This window comes from uncultured Parasphingorhabdus sp. (assembly GCF_963677535.2).
GTDB lineage: Bacteria > Pseudomonadota > Alphaproteobacteria > Sphingomonadales > Sphingomonadaceae > Parasphingorhabdus.
This window is the reverse complement of the sequence record NZ_CAXXUT010000003.1, coordinates 1,375,168-1,397,141: the sequence shown is the minus strand read 5'-3', so window position 1 is coordinate 1,397,141 and position 21,974 is coordinate 1,375,168. Positions and strand designations below refer to the sequence as shown.

22 protein-coding genes and 1 pseudogene are annotated in these 21,974 nt (G+C 61.6%); 3 read left to right on the top strand and 20 right to left on the bottom strand.

Going from position 1 to position 21,974, the window contains the following annotated elements; all coding sequences use genetic code 11:
* Window positions 1–20 precede the first annotated feature (20 nt).
* The 18 genes and pseudogenes from ACHZCJ_RS13760 to ACHZCJ_RS13675 all read right to left on the bottom strand — a co-directional run bounded on the left by ACHZCJ_RS13760 (window position 21) and on the right by ACHZCJ_RS13675 (window position 15,132).
* Window positions 21–839 (bottom strand): DUF2163 domain-containing protein, encoded by an 819-nt coding sequence (locus ACHZCJ_RS13760; protein ID WP_321327073.1) that lies wholly within the window; start codon window positions 837–839, stop codon window positions 21–23.
* Window positions 836–3,184 (bottom strand): DUF2460 domain-containing protein, encoded by a 2,349-nt coding sequence (locus ACHZCJ_RS13755; RefSeq protein WP_321327072.1) that lies wholly within the window; start codon window positions 3,182–3,184, stop codon window positions 836–838. Before ACHZCJ_RS13755 ends, ACHZCJ_RS13760 begins: the two co-directional genes overlap by 4 nt.
* A 1-nt stretch (window position 3,185) precedes the next feature.
* Window positions 3,186–3,764, bottom strand: a complete 579-nt coding sequence (locus ACHZCJ_RS13750) for a tail tape measure protein (RefSeq protein ID WP_321327071.1) — start codon at window positions 3,762–3,764, stop codon at window positions 3,186–3,188.
* The gene (locus tag ACHZCJ_RS13745; protein ID WP_321327070.1) at window positions 3,757–4,053 is read right to left on the bottom strand and encodes a phage tail assembly chaperone; all 297 of its coding nucleotides are present in this window, start codon (window positions 4,051–4,053) and stop codon (window positions 3,757–3,759) included. The genes ACHZCJ_RS13750 and ACHZCJ_RS13745 overlap by 8 nt, the downstream gene beginning before the upstream one ends.
* Window positions 4,046–4,366 carry a gene transfer agent family protein gene (locus ACHZCJ_RS13740; RefSeq protein ID WP_321327069.1) on the bottom strand — a complete coding sequence of 107 codons (321 nt, stop codon included), beginning with the start codon at window positions 4,364–4,366 and terminating at the stop codon, window positions 4,046–4,048. The genes ACHZCJ_RS13745 and ACHZCJ_RS13740 overlap by 8 nt, the downstream gene beginning before the upstream one ends.
* Window positions 4,359–4,766 (bottom strand): phage tail protein, encoded by a 408-nt coding sequence (locus ACHZCJ_RS13735; protein ID WP_321327068.1) that lies wholly within the window; start codon window positions 4,764–4,766, stop codon window positions 4,359–4,361. Before ACHZCJ_RS13735 ends, ACHZCJ_RS13740 begins: the two co-directional genes overlap by 8 nt.
* A 135-nt stretch (window positions 4,767–4,901) precedes the next feature.
* Window positions 4,902–5,300 carry a DUF3168 domain-containing protein gene (locus tag ACHZCJ_RS13730; RefSeq protein ID WP_321327067.1) on the bottom strand — a complete coding sequence of 133 codons (399 nt, stop codon included), beginning with the start codon at window positions 5,298–5,300 and terminating at the stop codon, window positions 4,902–4,904.
* Window positions 5,297–5,518 (bottom strand): hypothetical protein, encoded by a 222-nt coding sequence (locus ACHZCJ_RS13725; RefSeq protein WP_394700128.1) that lies wholly within the window; start codon window positions 5,516–5,518, stop codon window positions 5,297–5,299. The genes ACHZCJ_RS13730 and ACHZCJ_RS13725 overlap by 4 nt, the downstream gene beginning before the upstream one ends.
* On the bottom strand, window positions 5,515–5,844 hold the full coding sequence (locus ACHZCJ_RS13720; RefSeq protein WP_394700127.1) for a head-tail adaptor protein: 330 nt from the start codon (window positions 5,842–5,844) through the stop codon (window positions 5,515–5,517). Before ACHZCJ_RS13720 ends, ACHZCJ_RS13725 begins: the two co-directional genes overlap by 4 nt.
* On the bottom strand, window positions 5,841–6,386 hold the full coding sequence (locus ACHZCJ_RS13715) for a hypothetical protein (protein WP_321327064.1): 546 nt from the start codon (window positions 6,384–6,386) through the stop codon (window positions 5,841–5,843). The genes ACHZCJ_RS13720 and ACHZCJ_RS13715 overlap by 4 nt, the downstream gene beginning before the upstream one ends.
* A 117-nt stretch (window positions 6,387–6,503) precedes the next feature.
* Window positions 6,504–7,682: a phage major capsid protein gene (locus ACHZCJ_RS13710; RefSeq protein WP_321327063.1), complete on the bottom strand. Its 1,179-nt coding sequence runs from the start codon at window positions 7,680–7,682 to the stop codon at window positions 6,504–6,506.
* 113 nt (window positions 7,683–7,795) lie between these two features.
* A complete protein-coding gene (locus ACHZCJ_RS13705) occupies window positions 7,796–8,239 on the bottom strand; it encodes an HK97 family phage prohead protease (protein ID WP_321327062.1) in 444 nt (147 codons plus the stop codon).
* Complete coding sequence (locus tag ACHZCJ_RS13700; protein ID WP_100093673.1) at window positions 8,236–8,544, bottom strand: DUF6127 family protein; 309 nt, start codon at window positions 8,542–8,544, stop codon at window positions 8,236–8,238. Before ACHZCJ_RS13700 ends, ACHZCJ_RS13705 begins: the two co-directional genes overlap by 4 nt.
* 271 nt (window positions 8,545–8,815) lie before the next feature.
* Window positions 8,816–9,952, bottom strand: a complete 1,137-nt coding sequence (locus tag ACHZCJ_RS13695; RefSeq protein WP_321327061.1) for a phage portal protein — start codon at window positions 9,950–9,952, stop codon at window positions 8,816–8,818.
* A 160-nt stretch (window positions 9,953–10,112) separates the two neighbouring features.
* Window positions 10,113–11,540: pseudogene (locus ACHZCJ_RS13690) on the bottom strand (DNA-packaging protein).
* Window positions 11,533–12,021, bottom strand: a complete 489-nt coding sequence (locus tag ACHZCJ_RS13685; RefSeq protein WP_321327060.1) for a hypothetical protein — start codon at window positions 12,019–12,021, stop codon at window positions 11,533–11,535. The pseudogene ACHZCJ_RS13690 and the gene ACHZCJ_RS13685 overlap by 8 nt, the downstream one beginning before the upstream one ends.
* 172 nt (window positions 12,022–12,193) lie before the next feature.
* Entirely contained in the window at window positions 12,194–13,987 is a 1,794-nt protein-coding gene (locus ACHZCJ_RS13680) for a cyclic nucleotide-binding and patatin-like phospholipase domain-containing protein (RefSeq protein ID WP_321327059.1), read from the bottom strand.
* Window positions 13,988–14,064: 77 nt separating this feature from the next.
* Window positions 14,065–15,132, bottom strand: a complete 1,068-nt coding sequence (locus ACHZCJ_RS13675; RefSeq protein WP_321327058.1) for a DUF2855 family protein — start codon at window positions 15,130–15,132, stop codon at window positions 14,065–14,067.
* 148 nt (window positions 15,133–15,280) lie between these two features.
* On the opposite strand from ACHZCJ_RS13675, the gene ACHZCJ_RS13670 reads away from it, so the two are divergent.
* The 3 genes from ACHZCJ_RS13670 to ACHZCJ_RS13660 all read left to right on the top strand — a co-directional run bounded on the left by ACHZCJ_RS13670 (window position 15,281) and on the right by ACHZCJ_RS13660 (window position 19,049).
* A complete protein-coding gene (locus ACHZCJ_RS13670; RefSeq protein ID WP_321327057.1) occupies window positions 15,281–16,837 on the top strand; it encodes an alanine/glycine:cation symporter family protein in 1,557 nt (518 codons plus the stop codon).
* 181 nt (window positions 16,838–17,018) lie between these two features.
* Complete coding sequence (locus ACHZCJ_RS13665) at window positions 17,019–17,600, top strand: YqaA family protein (RefSeq protein WP_321327056.1); 582 nt, start codon at window positions 17,019–17,021, stop codon at window positions 17,598–17,600.
* A gap of 75 nt (window positions 17,601–17,675) precedes the next feature.
* A complete protein-coding gene (locus ACHZCJ_RS13660) occupies window positions 17,676–19,049 on the top strand; it encodes a glutamate--cysteine ligase (protein ID WP_321327055.1) in 1,374 nt (457 codons plus the stop codon).
* A 150-nt stretch (window positions 19,050–19,199) separates the two neighbouring features.
* On the opposite strand, the gene dinB is transcribed toward ACHZCJ_RS13660, so the two are convergent.
* Both dinB and ACHZCJ_RS13650 read right to left on the bottom strand, forming a co-directional pair.
* Window positions 19,200–20,309 (bottom strand): DNA polymerase IV, encoded by a 1,110-nt coding sequence (gene dinB / locus ACHZCJ_RS13655; RefSeq protein WP_321327054.1) that lies wholly within the window; start codon window positions 20,307–20,309, stop codon window positions 19,200–19,202.
* A gap of 39 nt (window positions 20,310–20,348) precedes the next feature.
* Complete coding sequence (locus ACHZCJ_RS13650; protein ID WP_321327053.1) at window positions 20,349–21,722, bottom strand: pentapeptide repeat-containing protein; 1,374 nt, start codon at window positions 21,720–21,722, stop codon at window positions 20,349–20,351.
* Between the last annotated feature and the right edge of the window lie 252 nt (window positions 21,723–21,974).

Genomic DNA, 21,974 nt, shown 5'->3' with positions numbered 1-21,974 from the left:
TGATCCTTCTCTCGTTCGTGTCATGCGCCGGGATATCGCGTCAGCAGATCATTACCGGGCAAATAGGGTTCGCCGCGAAAGTTGATGCTGTTGGAAAAGCGGTCTCGGCAGGATGCGAAATTCTTGTTGCAACCCTCGGTGAGCAACACTCTCGCGCCCGCAGCAACGGTTTCTGCGGGCGGGTCGGCCAGCCTGATAACATCCGCTTCCCCGTCGACAATCGCATAGCTAAGTCCGCAGTTGGGACCGTCGAGAAAGCGCAGGGAACCGAATGCAAAATCGGGCGCGGCATCACCCAGCGCCTCGATGGCGATCGTATCGCCGTCAACTGACAGGACCTGGCCTTCCCGCTGATAGCGGCGCAGGCTGAGCTTGCACTGGTAATCGCCAAACTCGGCGCGACAGGTGGGTGATGTCAGCGGCGCAACCGGCTCGTCGAGAAAGGATGTCGCGCCCAGCATTTCAACCGTGAAACTGTCGCCCGACCGCACGATCTCTCCGAATTCACCGCAAATCAGCGGCAGAGGCTCGGCCTCGGGCTGCTGCCAGTCGGCCAGCGAAATATAGAGCAGCGCGCCGTCCCAGCGCCCGGCCTCGAGATCCGCCACCGCAATCGCCGCACTGGTCATCACGCCGGCAATTTCGACATTGTCGACCTCCAGACTGTCGGACAGCGCGATCGAGGATGGCACCATGCCTGGAGCCGCGCGATACCGAAATCCATCGATGACAAGATCGCGATCATGCGAGGTAAAGCCGAGAGCCACGCCATCTGCGCGCTCGAGCCGCCAGAGATAGGCGCTGGTCGTGACCGTCCGGTCCAGCCAGTCGAGGCTCATGACGGTTCCCAGACTTCGACCAGAAGGACTTCGGGAATATCACCGGCCAGAAAGGTCGCATGACTGACGGACAGCCGGTCGCTTTCGAAACGCACCGGCACATCGAACAGGAAACCGGCGGTGATATCGCTCTCTTCGGCGGGCGGACTGTCGAAGATTATGATGCCCGCCGGACCCAGCGACCAGCCGGCGGCAGGCTCACCGTTGACGGCGACCAGCACGGTTTCCGGATCGGGCCGCGTGATCAGCCTTTGTTGCGGTTCATCGGCCGGATCACCATAATTTTTTACCAACTGATATTCGGTCCTCTGGCCGTCGCCTTTGCCGAGATACTGGTCGGTCAACCACGGCGCACCGACCATCTCGTGCGAGCTGTGATCATAAGGATCGCGGAAGCGAAAAGCCTTGGCCGCGCCCCGCCGCGCACGAAAAAAGGCAATCAGGGCCCGCAATTCGTCCTCGCTCCGGACGCCCGGCCCGACATCGAACTCCAGCCGCGCATCGGCCCAGTCGCTGTTGCGTTTCTCGTGACCGGAAAGGGTCGTCACGACATTGGTGGAAAATCCGGGCGACACGCTGGCCCCCTGACCGATTGCTATCGGAAAGCGCACGTCGTCGAAGGCGTTCACATCTTCTTCCTCTTCCTGAAAATAGGTAAAACCGTCCCGCGCCACCTGCGGTAGCGCCCAGACAAAAATATCCGCAGTGCCCCGTTTGCGCGCACCGGCAATGGCATCGACCATATGGCTCCAGATAAAGCTGTCCGCCGATCGCAGCACAAAGCCGGAAAAATATTGCTGCTGTTCAACCGGATAGCCCAGCCTCTGCGTCGCGAGGGCAACCCCGGCCGCCGTGGCCGACCGATTGCCGGCGATCACCCAGTCATAATCCTCGAGTTGCAATATGTCGAAAGCGGGAGCGGCCCAGCCGACAGGCAGGTTGGCCCGCTTGGTTTCCGGGGCCTGCTCGTCCAGAATCGTCGGCAAATAGGCCAGCAACAGGGTCTCGACCGGCGTTTCGCCTGCTTCATCCTTCACCGCATCCAGCAGATCGGCGGTCGATGCGGCCAATATCTCCCCGGCCTGGTCGAGCATGGCCTTTTGTCCCGCCGTCTTGGGGCCGTCGATGCCGCCGATGCTGACCGCGTTTTCACCGAAAACCGCCAATGCAGCCGCGTCATAAAGACAAATTCGCTTGTCCGGCATGATCCACCACCACGGCTCACCCACCTGAAAGCGGATCGCCACGCCGGCGTCCCGGGCAATCGCGGTAAAGGCCCGTGCCACGGCTTGCAGATAGGCCATCGCATCGCCATTGGCCGGCGAGAGCAAGGTCGACGGCGGTTCCCAGCCGGTCAAGGCCGGATCGCCGTTCTCCGCCCGCTGTTTCCAGTCGCTCCAGCAATGCTCGTCGAACATTTCGTAGGATAGCGACAGGATCACGGAAAAACCCATCGCTTCGGCACGGACCATCAGATCACGGTGCCACACGGCCGCCGGCTCGTTGATCGCGGCAAATTGCTCGCCCGGTTGCGGCGCGGAAAGGCTGACATACCGCCCCTCCCCGACCGTCTCCAGCCGGAAATAATGGCTCATCCCGAGATAGTGGTTGACCGCTCCGCGATAGCCCAGAGCGCGGATCATCCGCAGCAAGCGTTCCGGCGTCTGGTTGAAACTGTCATCATAGGCAGTAGCCATAGACAGGCTGTTTTCCGGCAACATGACATCACCGGTGTCCAGCACCGCGCCCTGGCCATGGGTACCGATTGCGCTCATCTCGACCCAGCCGATTTTTGGCGTGGGAAAACGCGTGCCTTGCTCGGCATATTCTGGCGGTACGATCGAAATGAACAGCCGGTCGATATCCCCCGGATGAACCGGATCGGCCTCTCCCGGCAACAGGAAACCACCATCGACATTGGAAAATTCTATCGCGATATCTGCATCGGTCGGCGTGCCGCTGGCATAGTTCCACAATCGCACATACCAGGATTTCGGATCTCCTGCCGCATCCCGCCCTTCGATTGTCAGCGTTGGCCCGTTGATCGCATCGAGCGGCATGATGCCCGAGGACCGCCAGTGAAACGTCCATTTGAGTCGGGCATAGTCGCGCTCCGTTTCGTACGCGAGCAACGGATGGTCGAGCACATCCTCGCTCTCCCAGATCAGACCGGCCAGGTCGTCGCTATTATAGAAGACTGCATCCACCCGCAGCGCATCGGCTGCAGTGGTCACCACCGAGGCCATCATCGGACGCGGGAAATTGATCGTCCAGAAGCGGGGATCAAAGCGCTGGATGAAGCCGTTTTGCTGCCCGGTTCTTTTGTCGGTTAGCCAGAATCCCATATCAGCCCGCCTTTGCCGACAGCGCGTTGCTCACCGCTCGCGCGATTTGCCGGCTTGACCGACGCATCTGCTCCGGCGCGCTGCCCCGGCCATTGTCGGAAATATTGATTGTCAAACGGATATTGGCCGCTGTGTTGACCGGCACCGGCGGCTCGATCCGCCCTGCCGCGGTCGGCACGAACAATTCTGGCCCGCGTTCACCGACCATATAGGCACGGCCACCGCTGACCGGACCACCGGTTGCCCGCCCTGGCGCGCCGAGAAAGGCGCCCAGCAAGGATGTTCCGATATCGAGCAGCCCGCCGCCCGAACCGCCACCGAAAAGATTGTGCAAACCGCTCTGGACTGCTGCACCGGCGATATCGTTCATCACCGACAGCGCCACCCGGCGCAGATCTTCAAAATCCAGTGAACCACGACGGATGGCGCGGCTGAGGGTATTCTCGAGCGCCGCCCCTGCGCGCTCCAGGCCCGAGCCAAAAGGGCCATCAAGCTGGCTTTTCATATCGGCCACATCCTTGGCAAAACCGGCGGTATCGGCGCGGACGCTGACCACCAGCCGTTCGATATCTTCATCCATCGGGGAAAGTCTCTTTCAGTTTTTCGAGTTGTTCGGTGCCGAGCGGGGCCTGGCCGGGCCCGCGGCCGGCGAAGACCGCAAATATGGTTGCCAGTTCAGCAGGCGTTGCGTGCCAGAACTGGTCCGGCGTCCAGCCGAGGACAGCGGAGACGGTGCCGCATAATTTTTCTATCGAAGATGAAAAATCATTGTCTCCCGGCGAAGGCCGGGGTCCATCTCGAGACAGGTCGTCTGTCGAGCCAACGGGAGATGGATCCCCGCCTTCGCGGGGACACGCTTCACTAACCACGACCCGACAATATCTGCTTCAGCAAGATCTTCAGCGCCGGCGTAACCCCGGCGAGACCCAGTTTCATCATGCCCTCGCCCAGCTGATCACGGGTCAAATGCTCCGGTCGATCCCTGGCGACATGCCAGAACAGCGCCACGATTTCCGACAGCAAAAGCCGCCCGCTTGCCGCCCGTTCAACCAGATCCAACAGCGAGCCCAGCTCCTCTTCCGCCGTGACCAGCGCCGCAAAACTGGGCCGCAGGATCAGGCGCGTGCCGTTGATCGTGATCTCTGCCTCGCCGCGGAGGGCATTTGCAGGCCGGTCAGTCACTGGCGACTGCTCCGGAGCTTTCCAGGCTCAACGTGTAACTGCGCTCGCCGTTATAATCGCCGCTATAATCCAGCCGGGCGACCAGAAAATCGCCCCGCATCTGTTCGCCGCCTTCGAAGCTGAGTTCGTAGGCGTCGATGATACCGCCCAGCGCATGATTCTTGATCCGCATCTCCGCGTCCGAGCCGGTAAACACGCCCGCGCCGGACACGGACACAGACCGCACCCCCGCACCCGACAGCAATTGCCGCCAGCCGCCGCTATCCTTGCTGGTGATCGCCACCGGTTCGCCGTTGATCGACATTTGCGTGGTCCGCAGACCCGCGATGGTCGTATAGCTGACGGGACTCCCGCCATCGCCGATTTTCAGGAGAAAGGCGCTGCCTTTTTCTGCTGTCATATTCCGGTTCCTTCATGTTGGTTGTTGTGCCCCCGCGCAGGTGGGGGCCCATCTCGTGCCGCTTGATCCGGGCACAAAATATCGATTGTTCGTGGAGCCAGGGTCAGGAGATGTGCCCCTGCCTTCGCAGGGGCACTAAGCCCTCAAAACCCTTGTGCGATATTCGATCAACCCATTCCACGGGCTGACCGCGCTGCGCAAAATGCGCGTACGGCGGAAATCGAAAGTGACGATCTGCCAGCCAGCCGGATCATCCAGTCCGGGCTCCAGAGCCTGTTCCACCAGCGCCATCACCCGGTGCAGACGCGCCGCCGTCTCGCCGTCATCATGGATCGTCAGCGCAAGGCTCAACTCGCGTCCGGTCCCGCTCTTGTGGCTCCAATCAAGCGAGGCTCCGGTCGCCAGCGCGATATACGGAAACGCAGCTCGTGGCGGTGGACCGTCAAATATGCCGCTGACCAGATCCATCAACGCCCCATTCCCGTCCAGCTGTGCCACCAGCTGCTGCTGGACCGCCTCCAGCGCGCTGCTCATCGCACGGCCCGCATCAGAAAAGCGACATCGCGCAAGCTGCTATTCTCGATCAGCCGCTGTTTCAACCGCCGGGCTTCCACCCCGATTCCTTCGCCAGTTTCACTAAGCTGCACATCGTCGGGCAGTTCTTCCGCCAGCGCCGATTTGATCTCGGTTCGGGCGCGGGTCAGCCGCTGTTCGGCAATCGCCTCCCCGCGCTTCTGCAATTTTTCCATCATCTTTTTTCTTCCGCCTGCAGGATGGTCTTCCGGGTCCGTCGGTGCTCCAATATCACGCTCGATATCGTCATTACCCGGTCCCCCCAGACCAGCCGGTCGCCCGGCTTGATCACCCGGGTTTCACGCAGGGTGAACCGCCAGCGTGGCAGGGCCGAACGGCTTTCCGCCTCGCTGACGGCGCCCGTCTGCATCGCTTCGGCCGCTGCCCAGAAGACACCAACAGTAAGATATTCCGGTTCGGCCGAGCCCAGCGCATCGCGCCCGGGGGCCTGCCGCTCGATTGATATGCGTTCGCGCAAGATTCCGGAAAACTCCTGTCCCATCATGCTATCCTCATCCGCCGATGGGGTCGCCACAAAGCGGTTACCGCGCTTGGTGGACCGCCCGCATCAACCCCGTCGCGATTGGCGTAGAGATAGCCCGCCATCCGCACGATCCCCTGGCGCAGGCCCGCAGGCAGTTCGTCCCAGTCCATCGCCAGACCGGCGCTATAGGTCACGCGGATCCGCGAACCGCCGTCGCTCTGGTGCAGCCTGATCCAGCCGATTCCGTCGCTGTCGATGTCGAGGGCATAGTCTTCCACGGCCAGCGCCGCTGCCGTTCCGTTTGCCGCAACATATTCAACAGACGTTATCGACTGCACCGGCAGCCGCTTCAGCTTCTGCCAGACGTGCGGTGCCGGTAACATGTCGGTCACCGACCGGACGATCAGCATCTGGCCGGTAAAATCCTCGCACAAGGATGCCGCGCCGCGCAGAAACGCATCGATAGCGTCATCATCGGCCTGATGGTCAATCCGGACAAATTCCCTGACCTCTGCGATCAGCGCTGCCGGCAAATCCGGCCAGTCTGCAATGGGGAAGCTCACGGTCGCGGCATCCTTTCATTCATGGTTCAAGAAATGCGCCCGCGCCGGATCGAGGGGAGGAGCAACCGGCACGGGCGCGCTGCGCCGAAGCGCAGCAAGGGCTTCAGTCAGAAGGCTTCAGGAAGCGCTGAACTGCATCAGCTTGATCGCTTCCGAATTCATGATCTGCCCGCCAACCCGCTTGGTCGCATAAAAATGGACAAACGGCTTGTTGGTGAACGGATCGCGCAGGATGCTGGTCGCGCTGCGTTCGGCGATCAGATAGCCGGCGCGGAAATTGCCGAAGGCGATCGACAGGCTGTCGGCGGCGATATCGGGCATGTCCTCGGCCTCGACCACCGGATAGCCGAGCAGGGTCGCGGGCTGTCCATTGGCGAGCGAAGGCTGCCACAGAAAGGCGCCATCTGCCGTCTTGAACTTGCGAATATGCGCGAGTGTAGAGCTGTTCATCACAAAGCTTGCGCCCTGCCGGTAAGCGGGACGCAGCGTGTGGACCAGATCGACCAGCACATCTTCGCTGTCGAAACTGCCCGACGCGCCGGACGGCACATATTGCAGCGAACCAAAGGCGCGGACATCATCGCTCTCGTCGGTCACCGTCGCGTTGAGGAACCCGCGCGGCTGGTTGACGCCGGAGCCGCCGACAAAGGCTGCCCCCTCCGCCTGGGCAAATTCGCGGGCAATTTCGTCCGCCAGCCAGGACTCTACGTCAAAGGCCGCATCGTCGAGCATCGCCTGGGAGGCCGCCGGATTGGCGTAAAGCTCACCGCTCGGCGGCGCGATTTCGTTGAAATCCGGCGTATCGGTTTCCGGACGGCCCGCGGTCTCGCTAACCCAGCCGGAGGGCGTCCCGCCGGTGGTCACCAGCTTGCGATAGCCTGCCGTGCCGGTCTGCACCACCGTCGCAATCGAACGGATCGGCGAGATATCCTTGAGCGTTGCGCCGATCAGCGCGTCAATTTCCTGCGGCACGGCAAAGCCGCCCTCCGGACCGGACGCACCGGAAAAGCTCTTCAGTTCGACCCCGGCCTGATCCCCGCGCCGGAGATAGTTCGCGACAAAATCCTGAGCGGCAGCCGAAGGCGGCATCCCCTTTGCGCCATCGATATTTCCGGTCAGCGCGGGCCGGGCCGAAGCTTTGGAAATGTCCGACATCTGCACCTTCAGGCCATCCACGTCCGTGCGCAATGATTTGATCTCGTCGCCCTGGCGGGCGACATCTTCAGCCATCAGCACCGCGTCGAATGACGCTTCAAGCGGGTCGGCCTTGGTTTCGAATTTGGGGGAATCTGTCATGTCTTTCCTTTCCTGTCGTTAAGTTTGCCTAGAGTTTCGGGATCGCCCGGAGATACAAGACGCCTAAGGCTGAGATGATCTTCGTGCCTTTGCTGTTTCGTGGAAAAAACCGGCTATTGAACCAGATGAACGCGCGCCCGTGGCTGCATCGGACGGGTCACCAGTGAAATTTCCGCGACATCCAGATCGAGCAGTTGGCGGGGATGTTGGCCCGTCGCCCGTCTCACCCGGTAACCGAAGCTCAGCCCCTTGCCCGATGCGCCAGACAGTAAGGCTACCGCCTCTCGCCCCGCTCGCGTCGCGGTCGATATGGTCCCGATCACCCGCAATCCGCGCCGGTCCTCGCGCGCATGGTCGACGCGGCCGATCGGCTGGCGCGGATCATGTTGCCAGAGCAACGGCAGCGATTCTCCGTCCGCCAGATCACCAAAGGCACCGGGGCGAATGATATCGCCGCCCTTGTCGATCCGGTTGAAGATGGCGGCATAGCCGGCGAAGCGAATATCTCTTGGCCCATCCCCTTCAGGGAAGGGACCTATTTGATCCAGTTTCTTCACGATATCAGGTGTCCCAGACCCAAGCGCATCGCGATGCCGACCAGCAGCAGTGCCAGCGCTCCGCGAATTATCCAGCGGATCGCTGCTTTCCACGCGCTCGCCTTGGCGTCGCGCCAGGCGCGGAGCAGCTCGCGCAATTCGTCGATATCATCCTCGGCACCGGGATCGGAAAGCCCAAGCCGGTCCAGAACCCGGACCGCGCCGCTGTCCGTCGCTTCCTCGACAATCGCGCGCAAGGTCACCAGATCAGCGCCATCGCCTTCCGCCTGCGCCATCAGGCGGGCGAGCATTTCGTTGTTTTGCATTTTTTATAAAACTCCGTTTTAACCTCAAGCGCCGGGCGCGGGCATCCGCCCGCTTGGCTATCCTCGCTACGCTGCGGACGCGCGGTCGCGCTTGCCTCCGCTTCGCGTCGGTTCGGCGCTCCCAATCCTGATTGGTTTCTAACCGAGGCGCAGCCGAGGCAAGGCCGACCGGCCGCCGCGCCTTATGGCGCGAAAGCCAAGGGCGCGGATGCGCCCGACCGGCGCATGAGGTTCAAAAAAATCCCGCAAAGCGAACTGCCGCGAGACACAATTATATCCCCAGCATCGCCCGTTTCTCTTGCGGCGACAGAAATTCCGCGTCGCAAACCTGCTTCCACAACCGCTCCCGATCTTCCGACAATGCCGGGATCTGGTCGCGATCCACCGCCAGCTTCGCGTCCGGCCACCACGCACCCAGCGCACCTGACAGGCCGTCCAGTATCTTCCCGGCCAGCGGAAGGATGGTCAGCCGCCAGAGCGCCCGGTTGGCCTCGCGATAGTTGGCGTAACTATTATCACCGGGCAGGCCGAGCAGCATCGGCGGCACGCCAAAGGCCAGCGCGATCTCCCGCGCCGCCGCCTCTTTCAGCGCGACAAAATCCATGTCCGCCGGAGTCATGCTCATCGACTGCCATTTCAGACCGCCCTCGAGCAGCATCGGGCGCCCGGCATTGCCCGCCCCCGCAAAGCTCGCATCCATCTCGGCTTTCAGCCGGTCGAACTGCTCACCGGTCAGCGCCGATCCGTCGGCACCCGGATCATAGACCAGCGCCCCCGATGGCCGCGCCGCATTGTCCAGAATCGCCTTGTTCCATTTCGCTGCCGCATTATGCACCGCCACCGCTTTCGCCGCAGCGCCCAGGCAGCCGAGACCATAATGGTCATCGGTCGGGTGAAAGCCCTTGAGGTGGATGATCGCCGGCCGGCCCATCGCGTCTTTCGCAGCAAAGCGGGTGCGATGTTCGCCGGCGCGATAGGCATAAGCCACCGGCCAGCCCTTGGCATCGGGTTCGACGGTAATCCGGTCCGGCCGCAGCGCGAAAAGCTCGGCCGGCTGCTCGCCATCACCATGGATGACCTGAACATAGGCATTGCCGTGCAGCAATAAATGCGCGGCCATCGTTTCAAGCAATGACTGCCCGCCGCCGGATCCCTGGACCAGAATGGCGACCTTCTCCGCCACCGGCAGCAGCGGCGCGCCGCCAACCCCCTCGGCGACAATGCGCACCGCCCGCTGGGCAATGGCATTCTCGACATAGGCCTCGCGCACCCTTCCTTCATAAGAAAAAGGCGCGTCCCCCGAAAGAGCCGCGCCACCATAAGTGCCGATATAACTGCGCCCCAAGGGCGGCCGCGATGGTCCACCGCCACCCTTGAAGGCGAGAGCGATATTTTCCCAGAATGTCATATGTGTTCCTTTGTACCCCTGCGAAGGCAGGGGCCCATCTCCTGCATCGTTTCAGTTGCGCTCAGGAATTGATGAGCGCTTGGGCAAATCTTGGCGCAAACCAGCCCCATCGTGAAGGTCGAGGCTTCCGGAGATGGCCCCCTGCCGGCGCAGGGGAACATCACCAAACTCTCGGCTCCCGCCTCCGCCCCAGCATCAGTTCCGTCAGCGCCCAGACCAGAGCATCCGCCCGGTCCGGTGACCGCCCCGGTCCTTCATAGCCGCCGCCGACCAGCAGCCCGCACATCTCGTCTTCGAGCTCCGGAAATGCGCCAACATGATGCACCCGTCCATTCTCATATAACGCCGCCACCGGCTCGGCCCGTGCAACCTTGCCGCGCGCGGCATGCACCAGCTTCACCGGCAGCGAGATTTTCGCCGCCTGCAGCACCGATTTGACCATCGCGCCGCCCTGATTGGCTTCGGCCACGACGCGATCCGCGTCAAAGCGATCCGCCGCATCCGCCACTTTGCGCGCCCATGTTTCGGGACTGGCCTTTTCCACGCTGCAGTCGGCCAGCACATAGGCTTTGCCATCAGCGCCCAGTCCGGCGACAATGATACCGCAGGCGTCGCCCCTTGCCGAGGCCGGGGGATCGACGCCGATAACTATTCTGGCGAAGCCGATCTCCCGTTCGTCTCGAGCGCAGTCGGGAGACCGGTTAGATGGTGCCAATGTGTCTCGACTTCGCTCGACACGAACGGCATCCCGGCCAACCCGACACGCCTCGATCATCGCCCTCGTCCACAGCGCGCCCTCGACATCCTCGATCAGTTCGCCATCCAGTTCCTGCCGCCCCAGCTTTGTGCCACCATAATCCGCCGTCATCGCGGTGAGAAAAGCCACCGGCAGATGCAGATCATTATCCTGCGTCCGGCCTCTCGTGATCGCTGCCTCGCCGCCAGCCAGAGCCCGCACCAGCGGCACCGGCCGTGGCGTCGTGGTAGCAACCAGTTGCGGCCGGATACCGAGACGCAGGCCCATTCTCAGATTGTCCCAGGCCGCTTCCGCCTGCCCGGCATTGTTCATCCATTTGGCGATCTCGTCGCACCAGCCATGGCTGTGCTGGGGCCCGCGCAGGCCCTAGCACCAGCCATGGCTGTGCTGGGGCCCGCGCAGGCCCTCGGGTTCGGCAGCCGAATAGAGGTGCGCTTGCGCGCCATTCTGCCATGTCAGCCGCTTCAGCGACGGCTCCCAGACCGGCCGCAGCTTCGGTGGCGCGATTGACAACAGGCCGCTTTCCCCTTCGACCATCACGGTACGGGTTTCGGCATAGTTCGCGCCGACCAGCGCGAAGCGGGCACTGCCATCGCCTTCGGCAATCTGTCGCACCCATTCGGCTCCTGCCCGTGTCTTGCCAAAACCGCGGCCCGCCATGATCAGCCAGATCGACCAGTCGCCGTCGGGCGGCATTTGTTCGGGCCGCGCCCAGAAGGGCCAGCGATACAAAAATTCCTGCTGCTCTATCGTGCTCAGCCGCGAGACAAACAGGTTGCGATCGCGCGGTTTCAGTCGGGCTAAAATCTCCGTCGCATTGGCATCATTCATCATTGTCAAAAGCCGTCGACCCTGCCCGCCCCTCGGCCAGCGCCTCCCGCTTGAGCAGCTTTTGGTGCATATCCGCCAGCTTACGATCCAGGCTCGCGCGCACCTGTTCCGGGTTGATATCCTCCTCCGCTGCGCGGGTCATCGCCACCATATGTCGGTGCGCGAGCAATAGTTTGACACCGATGCCGTCATTATAGTGCCGGACTCTCGCCACTTCTTTCCCTTCGTGAAAAACCGGCTTCTCGACGCCGTGACGCGCGCGTTCGAGCAAATCGACTTCCAGCAACTCATAGCCGGCCGCCAGCGAGCGCATCCATTGCTGATAAAATTCCGGATCGCGCTCGCGCCACAAATAGACGGTCGACACCGAAACACCGGCTGCTTTGGCAGAATTCTTCACGTGCGAACCGATCGCGAGCTCTTTCAGGAATTTCAGCTTCCGCCTGTCGTCATATATTCCCCGGATTTCCGATTTTGCCATGGCCTACTCCGTGCCGGACGGACGCGAACCGTCCGGACATAAAAAAGGGCCCTCCGGTCGGAACGGCCCCGCCTGTCCAGCGGCGTCATTCAGAGCCGGTTGGCCCGAATCACAATTTCGCGATGTTCCTGATATGTACCTGAACAGCGTGACGATGTCAACAATTTTTTACCTATCTGGTAAATTGATCACCAAAATCCATCGTCGGAATGACCTGCTCGCCGATATAGTCCGCCGCCATCTCCGCCAGTTCCCGGCCGAGATGCCAGTCCAGTATCTGCATGCCGGGAATGATTGGCGGATTGACCAATATGTCCTGATCTCCGAGCATTTCCTTCGACGCCATCCGGCTGGCGACCACCATCGAGCGGGACATGATCTCGACAATCGAAGGGAATTCCGCTGCCTGTTTGCGGCGCAGGACCAGATCGCGCAGCAGGCTCCAGCGCCCGCGAATATCATCATATAGCGCATCTGTGCGCCAGACCTCGTTCGGATCGCCCAGCGACACCACGATATTCGGCCCGGCCTTCAGCCCGTGCATCACCTTGACCGGAACATTGTCGAGCACGCCGCCATCGACCAGAATATTGCCTTCGCCGTCGATGAACGGTGGCAATATGGTTGGCAGCGAACCCGATGCGCGAACGCATTCCCACAGCGGCCCACGCCGATGGATGTGCAGGCCGTTGGTCGACAGGTTGGTCGAGACTCCGAAAAAATTGATCGGCTGGTCGGCGATATCTTTTGTGCCGTAGCGGTTCTTCAACTCACTATCGAATACCGTCGGATCGAGCAGCGAATTGATCGGCAGCGTCAGCCGCTTCATCGCCTTGGCCTGGATGAACATCGCCTCCATCTGGTCGAGCGTTTCCTCGACGCTCATGCCGCGCGCAATCGCGCCGCCCATAGCCGCTCCGGCGCTGGTACCGCCGATAAAGTCGATCGGGATATCCGCCTGCCGCAATGCCTTGATCACGCCCAGATGGGCGCAACCCAGCGCCCCGCCGCCGGCCAGCACCACGCCGACCGCCCGGCCCGTCAGGAACCGCGCGACCTTGGCGAAATCACTGTCATGGTCGAGCGCAACATGATGGTGCAGCTTGGGCGCACGCGGATCGATCCAGTCGCCGCTGTGGCTGATCGTCTTGCCACTGTTTGAGCGGAGCAGCAGCAGGGTGCGCTGCGGTTCCGCGATCCAGCCCATCGCGGCTCTTTCCATAGCATTAGGCTCCGGCTCCGTCTGTCCGGGCCGCGCCACCATCACCAGCGCATCGGCGTTGCGGCAAACCATCTGCCCCCAGTCCTCCGGTCCGCTGCCGTCGATCAGGACATAGGCACCTTTTGATTCCTGCTCTGCCAGCCAGGACTGATATTCTTCCGCGTCCGCCGCTTCGCTGGTAGCCCGGTCCAACGGCACCACGGGCGTCTGCGGCCGGACCACGGTTTGAAAAGCCTCAGCCAGGCGCGCCAGAAAGCCGTCCGGCAGCTGACTGGTTCCGGCCGGAAGCATGGCGATCACCCGCGGGTTTTTCGCTATGATCGACGAGGTTCGCGCAGTCGCGACCGCCAGACGCTCGGACACCAGTTTGAGCATGGCGGCATATAATTCGGGATGCTGCACAGCGATCGCGTCAAAGGCACTGCGGGACACTTCCCGAACGCGTGAATCGCGCATCGCCACAACGTCGGCGGTGCGCTGGCCACCGGCAAAAAAGGCCAGCTCCCCGACCGCTTCCCCGCTTTCGATATGAGCGACGATGCGGGTCTTGTTTACCACCACACGAAAGCGACCGGATTCGACAAAATAGAGCGCATCGGCCAGGTCCCCCTGGCGGACCAGCGCCTCGCCGCCGGCAACCCGTTTCGTCTCGGAAACCGATTGCAGCGCGTTCAGCGCTTCGGGTGCCACGCCCCGGAATAGTGCATGGCTTCCCAAATCCGGTTGTCCTGTTGGCTCAGTCACGCTGTTTCCCCCGGTCGGTGCGACCCGCCTTGTGTCATTATCCTCCTATATGCGTGCACAATCAAGCATTTGCGGCGTTACGTCATGTGACATATCAACCCGCGGCTCGGGGCGACTTCATTCGCCAGCATCGCCAGATAGGCGGACTGCAGAGCTTCGCCCCCTTGCATATCTTCGATCGTCAGATAGTCGCTGGCACTGGCGACAAAGGCCGCAAATTGTTCGTCAACCTGCGCGCGAAATGTAACCGCCCCGACCTGCTTGATCAGGGTTTCCGCGGCGGTCGGAGCGAAAAAGAGCTCCGGCTTCGGCCCGGGCAAATCATCGGCACTTCCCCGCTCGGAAATATGCGTTACGCCGACCAGCGAGCTGAATTTCAGCGCATTGGCCCAGTGGCTGTGGATCGCGCCCAGCAACGGCCCGTTACCGGCAAAATCGACCGAGACTGTCGGGGTTGCGGCGTCCGCAGCGGCCAGATTGTCATAGGTCAGGACCGCGTCGTAAAGGCCCGAACTCTCGACAAAGGCCTTGTTCGCCGCCGATGTCAGACCAATGCGCCGGATCTCCGGACTCCGGCTTTTCGCGACCATCGCCAGACCCAGCGCGGTTTTCGACGAGGCGCTGGTCATCAGCAGGGCCTGCGCGCCGAACCAGTCATTCGACCGCATGAAATGTTCGATCAGGAAACTGGTGGTGAACAGGGGCTGGAAAATCGCGCGCTCCGCCTCCAGCGGAGTCTCGTCCGTGCCCAGCCGCTGATATTGATTATAGATGATCGCCAGCCCCTGCCGATGGGCAGCGCCGTCGACAAAAGCACCATCGGTCACATTGGCGGGCGTAACCAGCAAATGGCTGGCCATCGGCAGATAGCCATAGACCCGTTCGCCCACCGCGATATCGCCATTGTGCGACGCCACAACCCGGGCAAAGCCCCAGACCGGAACAATACCCCATTGATCCTCACCGGTCGGGAAGAAATTCCAGTAGCCAAAGCCGTCACCAACCGTCGCATAGGTTATATTGTTGGCGGTCAGCGCATATTTCTCGATTTCCAGCAATATCTGTCCGTCGGCCAGCGACGGTGTCTCGCTGTCCTGCCATTTGGACTGCGCGAGTTCATCTTTCTTCACCCACAGGCTGTGCATCTTATCGTCTCCATGCTGTTTTCCGGTTTTGATCCAGCATAGGCCGTGGCGCCGAGATGGCAAAAGCATTTGCCAAAAATCATGCGCCTGCTAATCCTGTCTCACGGGATAGAATATGCGCCCATATGCGCCATCGGGGAGAAGTTTTGTGAGTACAGCACCTGTTTCAGGTCTCGAAGCGGCAATAGAGCCGATCACCAATGTTTCGGATTTCATCTGGGGTGGCAGCTGGGCCGGGGTGGAAATTCTGCCGATCCCGCCGATGGTCGTCATTCTGCTGGGCGCCGGCATCTATTTCATGATCGGCCTGCGCGGCTATCCGGTGCGCCGTCTTTTCCCCTCGCTGGCCGGTCTGTTCAAGAAGTCGGAGAAGAAGGGAGCGGGTGAAATCTCGCCGTTCGCGGCGCTGTCGACCGCGCTCTCGGGCCAGGTCGGTACCGGCAATCTCGCCGGCGTCGCCACCGCGATCACGCTCGGCGGGCCCGGCGCAATCTTCTGGATGTGGGTGACCGCCCTGTTCGGCATGGCCCTCGCCTTTGCCGAAGGGTCTCTCGCCGTTCGCTTCCGTTCGCAGGCCGCTGACGGCACCTATCGCGGTGGCCCGATGACCTATATCGCCATCGGTCTCGGACCGAAGTGGAAATGGCTCGCCATTCTCTTCTGCCTCGGCACCCTGTTTTCGGCGCTGGTCACCGGCAATGGCATCCAGGCCAACAGCCTCGGCGACAGCGCCAACGAACTGTTCGGCGTACCGGAATGGATTGGCGGCGCGGTGGCGGCGGTAGCGGTTTTTGCCGTGATCATCGGCGGCATCAAGTCGATCGGCAAGGTTGCCGAAACCATCGTGCCGTGGATGGCCGGTGCCTATCTGATCATGGCGCTGATCGCTCTCGGCATCAACCTGCCCTATCTGCCGGAAACCTTCGGCCGGATTTTCGACGGCGCCTTCAATACCCAGTCGGCAACCGGCGGCTTCCTCGGCGCGGCGATCATCATGGCGATCCGCGCCGGTGTCGCGCGCGGCCTGTTCTCGAACGAGGCCGGACAGGGTTCGACCCCGATTGCTCACGCGGTTGCCCAGACCAACGATCCCGCAGCACAGGGCCGTTTCGCCATGATGGGCACGTTCATCGACACGGTCGTCATCTGCACGATGACCGCTCTGGTCATGCTGACGGTGGCCGGCGACTTCACCTATACCGATGCCGACGGCGTCAAACAGGCGGTGGAGCACGCATGGCAGTCCGATCTCAACGGCTTTGCCATGACCTCCGGCGCTTATGCCGCAGCTTTCCCGCTGCTGGTGTTCGGCATTCCGATCGGCACACTGGTCGTGTCGGTCGCGCTGATCCTGTTCGTCTTCACCACCCTGCTCACCTGGAGCTATTATGGCGAACGAGCGATCACCTTTCTCTATGACCAGTTGCCGGGTGCCAGCCTCAGGGGCGAGAAAACCCTGCATATCATCTGGCGCGTGCTGTGGTGTGTGGTCATTCTCATCGGCTCGTTCGCGCCGCTTCAGCTGGTCTGGCGTCTCGGCGACATTTCCAACGCCGCGATGACCCTGCCGAACATCATCGGCCTGCTCGCCCTGTCCGGCGTCGTCTTCGCCCTCGCCAAAGGCGATCGCACCGCCGGCACCGACCATGGCCGCGAGCCGCCGAAGGAACTGCTCGAGGAAATAACCGGCGCGCCAGGGCACTAGATGGACTCTTCTTTGCACCTCAAGCGCCAGGCGGCCTTGCCTCGCTACGCTCCGTATCATGACCGGAAAACCGAGCGTAGCAAGGCAAGCGCGACCGCGCGCCTGAGCCCCGGGTTTAATCCGGGGGAAGGAAGCCAAGGGGCGCGGATGCGCCCGCCCGGCAATTGAGGTCTAATAAACAATGTTAAAAAAACTCTATGAGTGGATGCTCGAAAAAGCGGGCCATCCACAGGCTCCCAAATGGCTTGCCGGAATCAGCTTTGCCGAATCCAGCTTCTTCCCGATCCCGCCGGACGCCATGCTCGCACCGATGTGTCTTGCGCGCCCGGAGCGGGCGTATTGGTACGCCTTTGTCTGCACCGTCGCCTCGGTGCTCGGTGCCTTGCTCGGCTATGCCATCGGCTTTTTCGTTTTTGAAACCGTCGGCCTGCCGATCCTTGAATTCTACGGTGTCACCGAGAAATTCGACATTTTCGCGCAGAATTTCAACGAACAGGGCTGGATCGTGGTCCTGCTCGCCGGCTTCACGCCGCTGCCCTTCAAGGTGATCACCATCGCCGCCGGCAGCACCGCGATGCCGCTGCATGTCCTGATCGGGGCCGCGATTATCGCGCGTTCGGCGCGCTTCTTTCTCGTCGCCGCCCTGCTCCGCTTTTTCGGGCCACCAATGAAAGACTGGATTGACAAGAATTTCGCGCTGGCCACCACGCTGGTCGGGATTTTGTTCGTCGGCGGCTTTGCCGCGGTCAGCTGGTTCCTCTGACAAGCAACAATAGCTTTTAGCGCGACAGTATTTTTTTCAGTGGCCTAGCCACCGATGATTTTCTAAGGCTGGATGATGAGCACTAGACAGGTTTCAGACAGCAACGATCCTGTGATCGAGAATATCGGCCAGCTGGTCGAACCCATGGTCAAGGGCGAAAAGCCCAAGGATCGCTGGCGGATCGGCACCGAGCACGAGAAATTCGTCTATTGTACCAATGACCATCACGCCCCCGGCTATGACGAGCCCGGCGGGATAAAGGATCTGCTGCTGGCAATGCAGGAATTCGGCTGGCAACCAGTCGAAGAAGGCGGCAAGGTGATAGCCATGTCCGGCAGCGATGGCGCGATCAGCCTCGAGCCGGCCGGCCAGCTGGAACTGTCCGGCGCGCCGCTGGAAAATCTTCACGAGACCTGCAACGAAACCGGCCGCCATCTGCAACAGGTGAAGGCGATTGGCGAGAAGACCGGCAAGGGTTTTCTCGGCATGGGCATGTGGCCGGACAAGACCCGCGCCGAACTTCCGATCATGCCCAAGGGCCGTTACCAGATCATGCTCGACCATATGCCGCGCGTCGGCAATCTCGGCCTCGACATGATGCTGCGCACCTGTACAATTCAGGTCAATCTCGACTATGCCAGCGAGGCCGATATGGCGCAGAAATTCCGCGTCGGGCTGGCGCTGCAGCCGCTGGCTACCGCCTTATTCGCCAATTCGCCCTTCACCGAGGGCAAGCCCAACGGCTACCAGAGCTTCCGCAGCCATATCTGGTCGGACACCGACCCGCACCGCACCGGCATGCTGCCCTTCGTGTTCGAAGAAGGCTTCGGCTACCAACGCTACGCCGAATATATGCTCGACGTGCCGATGTATTTCGTCTTCCGCGACGGCAAATATATCGATGCTGCCGGCCTCAGCTTTCGCGATTTCCTGAAGGGCGAGCTGTCGGTCCTCCCCGGCGAGAAGCCGACCATGTCCGACTGGAACGACCATCTCTCGACCGCCTTCCCCGAAGTGCGCCTGAAAAGCTTTCTCGAGATGCGCGGCGCCGACGGTGGCCCATGGAACCGTATCTGCGCCCTGCCTGCCTTCTGGGTCGGCCTGCTCTACGACCAGACCGCGCTCGATGCCGCATGGGACCGGGTCAAGGGCTGGACCATGGAAGAACGCGAGGCGCTGCGCAACGGCGTCCCGAAGCTGGGCCTCGACACACCTATTCCCAACGGCCAGACGCTGAAAGACCTGGCAGCAGAAATCCTCGACATATCCTCCGCCGGCCTCACCGCGCGCAACCGCCTCAACAGCAGCGGCGACAATGAAAGCGGCTTTCTCGACCCGCTTCGCGAAGTGGTCGCCAAGGGCAAATCACCAGCCGCGCAATTGCTCGACCGCTATCACGACGAATGGAATGGCGATGTCAGCCGGATCTATGACGAGATGAGCTTCTAACCCCTTGTGCTCCGCGCTCGACGCGGAGCCCTGGGAGGCAAGAGAGCGCCTTGATTTGTGCTCCGCGCTCGACGCGGAGCCCTGACGGCAAAAGCCGGCTTTCTAACGCACGGCTCCGCATCAAGTTCGGAGCACCGGCCCTCCCCGACGCTAAAATTCAAACGCCTTCTGCTCCATGTCATCGGATGGCTCGTCCGCCTTCGCCTCCGCGCCCTCCAGGTTGGCCAGCGTCAGTCCGAGCAGCCGCACGCCATTTTCCACGGGCATGATGCTACTCAGCAAGTCCCGGCCGATGGCGGCAAATTCATTCTTGTCCGCGACATAATGGTCCACCGAATGGGAACGCGTCACCTGCCGGAAATCGGCATATTTCGCCTTGAGCGTCACCGTCCGCCCGCGCGCCTCGCATTTCTCGATGCTGTTCCAGACGATGTCGATAATATGTTCGAACGCGTCGTGCATATCATCATCGCTGACCAGATCGTCGCCGTAGGTCCGCTCGCCGCCGACCGATTTGCGAATCCGGTGCGCGCGCACCTCGCGATGATCGACCCCGCGCGAGGCGCGAAACAGATAGCCTGCCGACTTACCGAAATGCTGGTTCAGAAAGGCCTGCGATTGCGCGCGCAGGTCAGCGCCGGTGTGGATGCCGAGCTTCGCCATCCGCTCTGCCGTCTTCGGGCCGACGCCGTAGAAACGCCGCACCGGCAACTGCGCGACAAAATCCGCCCCCTGGTGCGGCTTGATCACGCAAATCCCGTCAGGCTTGTTCTGGTCCGAGGCAATCTTGGCGATGAACTTGTTATAGCTGACCCCGGCGCTGGCGGTCAGACCCGTCTGCTTCTTGATCTCGGCGCGGATCATCTCGGCAATCCTTGTCGCATTGCCGATCCCCATCTTGTCTTCGGTGACATCGATATAGGCTTCATCCAGCGACAGCGGCTCGACCAGATCGCTATGCGTGCGGAAGATCGCGCGGATTTGCTGCGACACCTCGCGATAGACCTCGAACCGGTGCTTGACGAAAATCAGGTCGGGACAGCGGCGTTTGGCGGTCACCGAGGCCATGGCCGACCGTACGCCAAATGTCCGCGCTTCATAAGAAGCCGCCGCGACCACCCCGCGCTTTGACGAGCCGCCGACCGCAACCGGCTTGCCGCGCAATTCGGGAAAGTCGCGCTGTTCGACACTGGCGAAAAAGGCATCCATATCGATATGGATGATCTTGCGCTGCAAAAGATCGGGAGCGGAGTCGGACATGAGTTCAGTCTAGCGTCTGTTTTCCGGCTTGGGGAGCGGCTACATTGCCTCGCTCAAAACCTGCCGATAGCGTTCGATCGTTGCCTCTCCTGCTCTGGCCCGGACCGTCTGGGTAAAACTCGCGCGCATTCCGCAGCTCATAATATCCGCCGCTACGGGATATTTTTCATAGTCCGGCTTGCCGGCGGCAAAAATTTCCAGTCGGTTGTCAAAAATCCGGAAGACCGGAACAGCGCCTCCCTCCGACACCGGAATATACCAGCCCGATTGCGCGTCGAAATAGAGATGCGTGGCATAGATGCTGCACAAATGCGCATTGGCTCCGACTGCGCTGCCTTTGATCGCATAGAGCCCGTCATCCCCGCGTTCGACCAATATTTCGGTCATCGAGGCACCGACCAGAACCGGCGCGATTCTGGCCATGAGATCCGATCCGGCCATGGCCGCCGGTAGCGGCAGCACATCATCGACAAAAAGCGCCGCCTGTCCGCGCGCCAGCCAGTTCTGCTCGCCCAGCATGCCGAGCAGCTCGCCCTTGCGCGCGCTGTAGCTTTGCCGGATACAGTCAGCGGGATATTCGGCCATTGCGCATCGGTTGCGCTGCTTCAGCCAGGCACGCTGGCTGGTTCTGACACTGGCGTTCGCTGCCTTCGCGCGTTGGTACAGGACGGCCATAGAGCGGTCGTCAGCACGCAGATCGCTGGCATAGTCTCCGCAGATTTCCTTCTCGACCCGGCTCGCCGCCTTGCCACAGTTGAAAGACGGCTGCGATTCCACCGCGCGCTGTTCGATATGGGCGGCCAGCAACCGTCGGGCCTCCTCGCTGGTCAGACTGACATCCCTGTCACCACCGCGCAGGATGACAGGGCCGCGAAAATCGCTCTTCGCCAGATTCGGCAATTGGCGGGGGCCAATTATTGTCCGGTCGATCCGGGCACCGGCCAGATCGACGGCGTGCAACCCGAAGCTGTGCAATATGGCGTCGGTGAAATCAGCGCCTTTGGCGCTTGTGTTGGCGCCGCCCTGATAAACCGGACAACCATCCGGCACGGTTATACCACACGCAAAAACAAAGCCGGTCAAACTGGCACCATCCAGATTCCAGCCCTCGACGCTGCCCTCGAACCAGCCGCCGTCGAAATGCCCATGCGAAAAATCCGCGCCCCTGGCCGACACGGCCCGCAGACCGGCGTTGCGGAAAAGCACGCCGGGCATGTGAACGCCGTCCATATTGGCGCCGCTCAGGTCGGTCTTGATGAAGCCCGCGCCGGCGGCCAGCGCGCCGGCGAAATTAGCACCCGAAAGATCGCTTTCTTCAAAACAGATTCCGTGTAGCGACATGCCACCGAAATCCCAGCCGGCAAACGCGCCGTCCCTGACCACCGTTACATTTGATGTCCGATCTCCGGTCATCCGCAAAAAATCCGTAAGCGATTTTATCTGTTTGCCATCAATCCTCCGAGGGGGCTTATCCGGTCGGCCTTCTCCCCAGATATCACCCGAGACAGACATGCAACCGGCTTGCTCAGGGGCGGATTCCGGCCGTGCGCCCGCTGGCCCTGCCAGCATCCCAATCATCAGAACAAGCAGCGGAAAGCTTTGCTTCGTCATCCCGTTATCCCCGGTCGCGCTGCCCGGCAAAGGCAAGCTGTCTATTTACACTAT